Here is a 7,116-nt window from a genome sequence, read left to right as displayed (position 1 = left end):
CGCGAATGCGGTGTGTCAGTGAAACATCTGTTGACTGGCACACCGCATTCGCGAGCAAGCCCGCTCCCACATTTGGATCTGAGTGAGGTCTGAGACCTCACTCGGTTCAGATATCAGACAGCGACTGCACGCGGCTCGGTACGACGCAACGCTCGAACCTTTTGCAACGTATCCGCGCACGTCTTCGCCGCTTCCTGACCCTTGTGCACAAAATGCTCGAAGAAGAATTTCTGATGTTCTTCACCGGCATGGAAATGATGCGGGGTCAGGGACACCGAGAATACCGGCACTTCGGTTTCCAGTTGCACCTGCATCAGGCCGCTGACCACCGACTGGGCGACGAACTCGTGACGGTAGATGCCGCCGTCCACTACCAGGGCTGCCGCGACGATGCCGGCATAACGACCGGTCTTGGCCAGCAGCTTGGCATGCAGGGGCATTTCAAAGGCGCCGCCGACTTCGAAGAAGTCGATGTCCGATTCCTGATAACCCTGAGCGAGCATTTCTGCGACGAAGCCTTTACGGCTTTGGTCGACGATTTCCTTGTGCCAGCAGGCCTGGATGAACGCGACGCGCTCGCCATGAGGGTGTTTGCTTTTGCTGTCGATAGCGGTGGGTTGCATGTTCTGACTCCTGTTTGTGTGAAAAACAGGGCGTTATGAATCGAAGGGGATTCAAGGGGACGCACGAACGCAGAAGCGCGCGGACGGCTCTTGGGTGTCAATCCCGTTCTCTCTTCATCCGGACTATGACCGTCGGCCCCGGAATCACACCGGGTCTGCTGACCTTGCCGCCGTCCACTAGCCAAAGCCTTGTCCGTCGCCAAGCGCTCGCGGGCTATGCGCATTGCGCGCAATTACCGCCGGTGGGGAATTGCACCCCGCCCTGAGAACGTTTTCGCCACCCTTTCTCGGGCGGCGCAGCGTTTTTAACACAGAATTTGTATCTGTGCATTGCGCCTTTCAGATGATTGTTATCGGTTTTTTGAACGCTTGTGCGGTGTTTTCGTGCGCCAAGGGTTGATTAATCGGCGCGATGACCGCAGTAATCCACCTTCGTAAAGGGATTTCCCCTGCTGACTTGAGGCCAGGTTCATGAGTGTTATCGATCTTCGCAGCGACACCGTCACCCAACCGACTCCCGCCATGCTCGACGCCATGACCGGCGCCGCCACCGGTGACGACGTGTACGGCGAAGACCCGACGGTCAATCGTCTGGAAGTCGAATTGGCTAAACGCCTGGGGTTCGCCGCCGCGTTGTTCGTGCCGACTGGCACCATGAGCAACCTGTTGGGATTGATGGCGCATTGCGAGCGCGGTGACGAGTACGTCGTTGGCCAACAGGCGCACACCTATAAGTACGAAGGCGGTGGCGCAGCGGTGCTCGGTTCGATCCAGCCGCAGCCGCTGGAGGTACAGGCCGATGGTTCGCTGGATCTGGATCAGGTGGCCGCAGCGATCAAACCAGACGACTTCCATTTCGCCCGTACTCGCCTGCTGGCGCTGGAAAACACCATGCAAGGCAAAGTGTTGCCACTGGAGTATCTGGCCCGGGCACGACACTTTACTCAGGATCACGGCCTTCAATTGCACTTGGACGGCGCGCGTTTGTACAACGCAGCGGTCAAGCTCGGGGTAGATGCCCGGGAAATTACTCAGTATTTCGATTCAGTTTCGGTGTGTCTGTCCAAGGGCTTGGGGGCGCCCGTCGGTTCGGTGCTTTGCGGCTCTGAGCAACTGATCGGCAAGGCTCGTCGTCTGCGCAAAATGGTCGGTGGCGGCATGCGTCAGGCCGGATTGCTGGCGGCGGCGGGGTTGTATGCGCTGGATCACAACGTTGAGCGTCTGGCGGATGACCATGCCAATGCTCAATGGCTTGCTGAAGGCCTGCGTGACGCGGGTTTCAGCGTCGAACCGGTACAGACCAACATGGTTTATGTGCAGATGGGCGACAAAGCCGAGGCGATCAAGGCGTTTGCTGCCGAGCGCGGGATCAAGTTGAGTGCTGCCTCGCGTCTTCGCATGGTCACGCACATGGACGTCAACCGCTCGCAAATCGATCAAGTGATCGCGGCATTCGTCGAGTTTTCGCGCAAGTGACAGCGTTAGCCGTCCAATTGACCGTTTCTATCGTATAAACACGCTGTACCCCGCGCGCAGGGCCGATATAATGCGGCCCTTTGCCGTCGCTTCGTCTGTTGACGTTTCGAACAGGCCTTTGGCCGCAGCCTCCGTGGAAGAACCTAATGAAAAGCGCAGAAATCCGTGAAGCCTTCCTTCGCTTCTTCGAAGAGCAAGGCCACACCCGTGTAGCCTCCAGCTCTTTGATTCCGGGCAACGACCCAACCCTGCTGTTCACTAACGCGGGGATGAACCAGTTCAAGGACTGCTTCCTGGGCCAGGAAAAGCGCGCGTACACCCGCGCCGTTTCCAGCCAGAAATGCGTGCGCGCCGGCGGCAAGCACAACGACCTGGAAAACGTCGGTTATACCGCCCGTCACCACACGTTTTTCGAAATGCTGGGTAACTTCAGCTTTGGTGACTATTTCAAGCGTGATGCGATCACCTATGCCTGGAACTTCCTGACGTCCGACAAGTGGCTGAACCTGCCGAAGGAAAAACTGTGGGTCACCGTCTATGCCAGCGATGACGAGGCGTACGACATCTGGACCAAGGAAATCGGCGTTCCGGCCGAGCGCATGGTGCGCATTGGCGACAACAAGGGTGCGCCGTACGCTTCCGACAACTTCTGGACCATGGGCGATACCGGCCCGTGCGGTCCTTGCACCGAGATTTTCTACGATCACGGCGCCGACATCTGGGGCGGCCCACCGGGCTCGCCTGAAGAAGACGGCGACCGTTACATCGAAATCTGGAACAACGTGTTCATGCAGTTCAACCGCACCGCCGATGGCGTGTTGCACCCGCTGCCAGCGCCGTCGGTCGACACTGGCATGGGGTTGGAGCGGATCAGTGCCGTGCTGCAGCACGTTCACTCGAACTATGAAATCGACCTGTTCCAGAGCCTGCTGGCCGCCTCGGCCAAGGCCATCGGTTGCACCAACGACAATCAGGCATCCCTGAAAGTCGTGGCTGACCACATTCGCTCCTGCGGCTTCCTGATTGCCGACGGCGTGCTGCCGTCCAACGAAGGTCGCGGTTATGTGCTGCGCCGGATCATTCGTCGTGCTTGCCGTCACGGCAACAAACTCGGCGCCAAGGGCAGCTTCTTCTACCAGATCGTTGCCGCTCTCGTGGCCGAGATGGGCGAAGCCTTCCCTGAACTGAAATCCCAGCAGGCGCACATCGAGCGCGTGTTGAAAGCCGAGGAAGAGCAGTTCGCCAAGACCCTGGAACAAGGCCTGAAAATCCTCGAGCAGGATCTGGCTGACCTCAAAGGCGACGTGGTGCCGGGCGACGTAGTGTTCAAACTCTACGACACCTACGGTTTTCCGATGGATTTGACTGGCGACATCGCTCGCGAGCGCAGCCTGACCATCGACGAAGAAGGTTTCGAGCGCGAGATGGAAGCCCAGCGCGTGCGTGCGCGTTCCGCCAGCTCCTTCGGCATGGACTACAACAGCCTGGTCAAGGTTGATGTGGATACCCAGTTCACCGGCTATCACAACACCAGCGGTTCGGCGAAAGTCGTGGCTCTGTATAAAGATGGCCAGTGCGTCGACATTTTGAGTGAAGGCCAAGAGGGCGTCGTGGTGCTGAACCAGACCCCGTTCTACGCTGAGTCCGGCGGCCAGATCGGCGATTGCGGTTATCTGCAAGCGGGTAGCAGCCGTTTTGATGTGCGCGACACCACCAAAACCGGCGGGGCTTTCCTGCACCACGGTGTGCTGGCATCGGGCAGCCTGATCGTTGGCGCGCCGGTGGAAACCCACGTCGAAGCCGACGTGCGTCACGCCACTTCGCTGAACCACTCGGCCACGCACTTGCTGCACGCAGCACTGCGCAAGGTGCTGGGCGATCACGTTCAGCAAAAAGGTTCGTTGGTCGACAGTCAGCGCCTGCGCTTCGACTTCAGCCACTTCGAAGCGATCAAGCCTGAACAGTTGAAAGAACTGGAAGACATCGTCAACGCCGAGATTCGCAAGAACTCCGCCGTTGAAACCGAAGAAACCGATATCGAGACCGCCAAGCAGAAAGGCGCCATGGCGCTGTTTGGCGAGAAGTACGGCGACAACGTGCGGGTGCTGAGCATGGGTGGCGACTTCTCCGTCGAACTGTGCGGCGGTATCCACGCCAACCGTACCGGTGACATTGGCCTGCTGAAAATCATCAGCGAAGGCGGTGTGGCATCGGGCGTGCGTCGTATCGAGGCCGTCACGGGCGCTGCGGCACTGGCCTACTTGAACGCGGCAGAAGAACAACTCAAGGAAGCGGCCAGCCTGGTCAAGGGCAGCCGTGACAACCTGATCGACAAGCTGTCGGCTGTGCTGGAGCGCAACCGTCTGCTGGAGAAGCAACTCGAGCAGTTGCAGGCCAAGGCGGCCAGCGCTGCGGGCGACGATCTGTCGGCCTCGGCACTGGATGTCAAAGGTGTGAAGGTTCTGGCTGCACGCCTGGATGGTCAGGATGGCAAAGCGCTGCTGGCGCTGGTCGATCAGCTGAAAAACAAACTCGGCCGCGCAGTGATCCTGCTCGGCAGTGTCCATGAGGAAAAGGTCGTTCTGGTTGCAGGCGTAACCAAAGACCTGACTGGCCAACTCAAAGCCGGTGATTTGATGAAACAGGCTGCTGCGGCAGTGGGCGGGAAGGGCGGTGGTCGTCCGGACATGGCGCAGGGCGGCGGCGTCGACGCCGGCGCGCTGGATGGCGCACTGGCGTTGACCGTTCCATTCGTCGAGCAGGGTTTATAAGGCGGCCCGCCGGGCCCGCAGTCTAGTGGTGGGCCCGGCGGCTGTTTGAGTGATTATTGGGCGCCCTTCATGGGCAGAGGCGGCTTTGAAATGGCTTTGATCGTACAGAAATTTGGAGGCACCTCGGTCGGCACTGTCGAGAGAATCGAGCAGGTCGCCGACAAGGTTAAGAAATTCCGCGATGCCGGCGATGACCTGGTGGTCGTGCTGTCTGCAATGAGCGGCGAAACCAACCGTCTGATCGATCTGGCCAAGCAAATCAGTGGCGACGGTCAACCGGTTCCGCGTGAGCTGGACGTGATCGTTTCCACCGGTGAGCAGGTGACGATTGCCCTGTTGGCCATGGCGCTGATCAAGCGCGGTGTGCCGGCGGTGTCGTACACCGGTAATCAGGTGCGGATCCTGACGGACAGTGCACACAATAAAGCGCGTATCCTGCAGATTGATGACCAGAAGATTCGTGGTGATCTGAAAGCAGGTCGCGTGGTGGTTGTCGCTGGTTTTCAGGGTGTCGACGAACACGGCAACATCACCACCCTCGGTCGCGGCGGTTCCGATACCACGGGAGTGGCACTGGCGGCAGCGCTCAAGGCGGATGAGTGTCAGATCTACACCGACGTTGATGGTGTTTACACCACCGACCCGCGTGTTGTGTCGGTCGCTCAGCGTCTGGACAAGATCACCTTCGAAGAGATGCTGGAAATGGCCAGTCTCGGTTCCAAGGTGTTGCAGATCCGTGCGGTGGAATTCGCCGGCAAGTACAACGTTCCGCTGCGCGTACTGCACAGCTTCAAGGAGGGGCCGGGCACCCTCATTACTATTGATGAAGAGGAAACCATGGAACAGCCGATCATTTCCGGCATCGCTTTCAACCGCGATGAAGCCAAGCTGACCATCCGTGGCGTGCCAGACACTCCAGGTGTGGCGTTCAAGATTCTCGGCCCGATCAGTGCTGCGAACATCGAAGTCGACATGATCGTGCAGAACGTCGCGCACGATAACACCACCGACTTCACCTTCACTGTGCACCGCAACGACTACCAGGGCGCGCAGACCGTGCTGGAAAACACCGCTCGCGAGATCGGTGCCCGTGAAGTGGTGGGTGACACCAAGATTGCCAAAGTCTCGATCGTCGGCGTCGGCATGCGTTCCCACGCTGGCGTGGCCAGCCGCATGTTCGAATCCCTGGCCAAGGAAAGCATCAACATCCAGATGATCTCGACTTCGGAAATCAAGGTTTCCGTCGTCATTGAAGAGAAATATCTGGAGCTGGCTGTGCGCGCCCTGCACACGGCTTTCGAACTGGATGCTCCTGCCCGTCAGGGCGAGTAATTCCGTTTCCTTGAAGGGCGCGGTTTGATCGCGCCCTTTATTTTTGAATGACGCGAGACCTGAACTGTTCTTTTGCTCGCGCTAGTCAATACTCAGGCATGTAGGGCTACGATCGCTCCGGTTGTAGGTCGGGTGCCTTTTTTTTGCAGACTGTTGTCCCTGAACTGAATTGCGTGAGGAGAAAGGTATGCTGATTCTGACTCGTCGGTGCGCAGAAAGCCTGATTATCGGTGATGGCGAAATCACCGTAACCGTGCTCGGCGTTAAAGGAAATCAAGTGCGTATCGGCGTCAACGCCCCGAAAGAGGTTGCCGTGCACCGTGAGGAAATTTACCTGCGTATAAAGAAGGAGAAGGACGAAGAACCAAGCCATTAATTTTTATCGTTTTTTATGTTTGCAAACGGGGAAGAAGGTGGTTAATATACGCCCCGTGTTGCGGAGAGCTGGCCGAGTGGCCGAAGGCGCTCCCCTGCTAAGGGAGTACACCTCAAAAGGGTGTCGGGGGTTCGAATCCCCCGTTCTCCGCCATTATTTGCTTAGTACGTCGTAATCTGGCTTTTTCGGTAAGTTATTGAATTTACTAGAAAAAGTGGTTGGAATAGAGATTAGACGGGCTATAATGCGGCGCAACAAATGCACTCGTAGCTCAGCTGGATAGAGTACTCGGCTACGAACCGAGCGGTCACAGGTTCGAATCCTGTCGAGTGCACCATTTAAGAGTTGTTTATAGCAATATAAGTAACTCGGCTTCAGCCAGTTGTGGTCTGGTTTAAAAACACAAATGCACTCGTAGCTCAGCTGGATAGAGTACTCGGCTACGAACCGAGCGGTCACAGGTTCGAATCCTGTCGAGTGCACCATTTTAAGGTTGTTTGCAGCAATGCAGGTGATCTGGCTTCAACCAGTTGTGATC

At 57.8% G+C, this 7,116-nt stretch carries 5 protein-coding genes, 3 tRNA genes and 1 riboswitch; of the genes, 7 read left to right on the top strand and 1 reads right to left on the bottom strand.

Annotated elements, in window-relative coordinates; genetic code table 11:
* Nucleotides 1-113: 113 nt before the first annotated feature.
* Nucleotides 114-623, bottom strand: coding sequence for a 6,7-dimethyl-8-ribityllumazine synthase (locus tag K5E40_RS33825; RefSeq protein ID WP_221734384.1), 510 nt, complete (start codon nucleotides 621-623; stop codon nucleotides 114-116).
* A gap of 101 nt (nucleotides 624-724) precedes the next feature.
* Nucleotides 725-897, bottom strand: a riboswitch (FMN riboswitch).
* A 197-nt stretch (nucleotides 898-1,094) separates the two neighbouring features.
* Here K5E40_RS33825 and ltaE point away from each other — a divergent pair.
* The 7 genes from ltaE to K5E40_RS33790 all read left to right on the top strand — a co-directional run bounded on the left by ltaE (nucleotide 1,095) and on the right by K5E40_RS33790 (nucleotide 7,063).
* Nucleotides 1,095-2,099, top strand: a complete 1,005-nt coding sequence (gene ltaE / locus K5E40_RS33820; protein ID WP_221734383.1) for a low-specificity L-threonine aldolase — start codon at nucleotides 1,095-1,097, stop codon at nucleotides 2,097-2,099.
* A 146-nt stretch (nucleotides 2,100-2,245) separates the two neighbouring features.
* Entirely contained in the window at nucleotides 2,246-4,870 is a 2,625-nt protein-coding gene (gene alaS, locus K5E40_RS33815; RefSeq protein ID WP_221734382.1) for an alanine--tRNA ligase, read from the top strand.
* Between the two features lie 90 nt (nucleotides 4,871-4,960).
* Complete coding sequence (locus tag K5E40_RS33810; protein ID WP_221734381.1) at nucleotides 4,961-6,202, top strand: aspartate kinase; 1,242 nt, start codon at nucleotides 4,961-4,963, stop codon at nucleotides 6,200-6,202.
* Between the two features lie 187 nt (nucleotides 6,203-6,389).
* On the top strand, nucleotides 6,390-6,578 hold the full coding sequence (gene csrA / locus K5E40_RS33805) for a carbon storage regulator CsrA (RefSeq protein WP_002554426.1): 189 nt from the start codon (nucleotides 6,390-6,392) through the stop codon (nucleotides 6,576-6,578).
* 62 nt (nucleotides 6,579-6,640) lie between these two features.
* A tRNA-Ser gene (locus K5E40_RS33800) sits at nucleotides 6,641-6,731 on the top strand.
* Nucleotides 6,732-6,838: 107 nt separating this feature from the next.
* Nucleotides 6,839-6,915 (top strand) — tRNA-Arg (locus tag K5E40_RS33795).
* Nucleotides 6,916-6,986: 71 nt separating this feature from the next.
* A tRNA-Arg gene (locus K5E40_RS33790) sits at nucleotides 6,987-7,063 on the top strand.
* Nucleotides 7,064-7,116: the final 53 nt, after the last annotated feature.

The organism is Pseudomonas baetica, from assembly GCF_019733355.1.
GTDB classification, from domain to species: Bacteria; Pseudomonadota; Gammaproteobacteria; order Pseudomonadales; family Pseudomonadaceae; genus Aquipseudomonas; species Aquipseudomonas baetica_A.
This window is presented reverse-complemented; position numbering and strand designations above follow the sequence as displayed.

What these genes read in the sequence shown, in the direction of transcription:
- K5E40_RS33825 (WP_221734384.1), bottom strand. Translation starts at nt 623, where the DNA reads ATGCAACCCACCGCTATCGACAGCAAAAGCAAACACCCTCATGGCGAG.
- ltaE (WP_221734383.1), top strand. Translation starts at nt 1,095, where the DNA reads ATGAGTGTTATCGATCTTCGCAGCGACACCGTCACCCAACCGACTCCC.
- csrA (WP_002554426.1), top strand. Translation starts at nt 6,390, where the DNA reads ATGCTGATTCTGACTCGTCGGTGCGCAGAAAGCCTGATTATCGGTGAT.
- alaS (WP_221734382.1), top strand. Translation starts at nt 2,246, where the DNA reads ATGAAAAGCGCAGAAATCCGTGAAGCCTTCCTTCGCTTCTTCGAAGAG.
- K5E40_RS33810 (WP_221734381.1), top strand. Translation starts at nt 4,961, where the DNA reads ATGGCTTTGATCGTACAGAAATTTGGAGGCACCTCGGTCGGCACTGTC.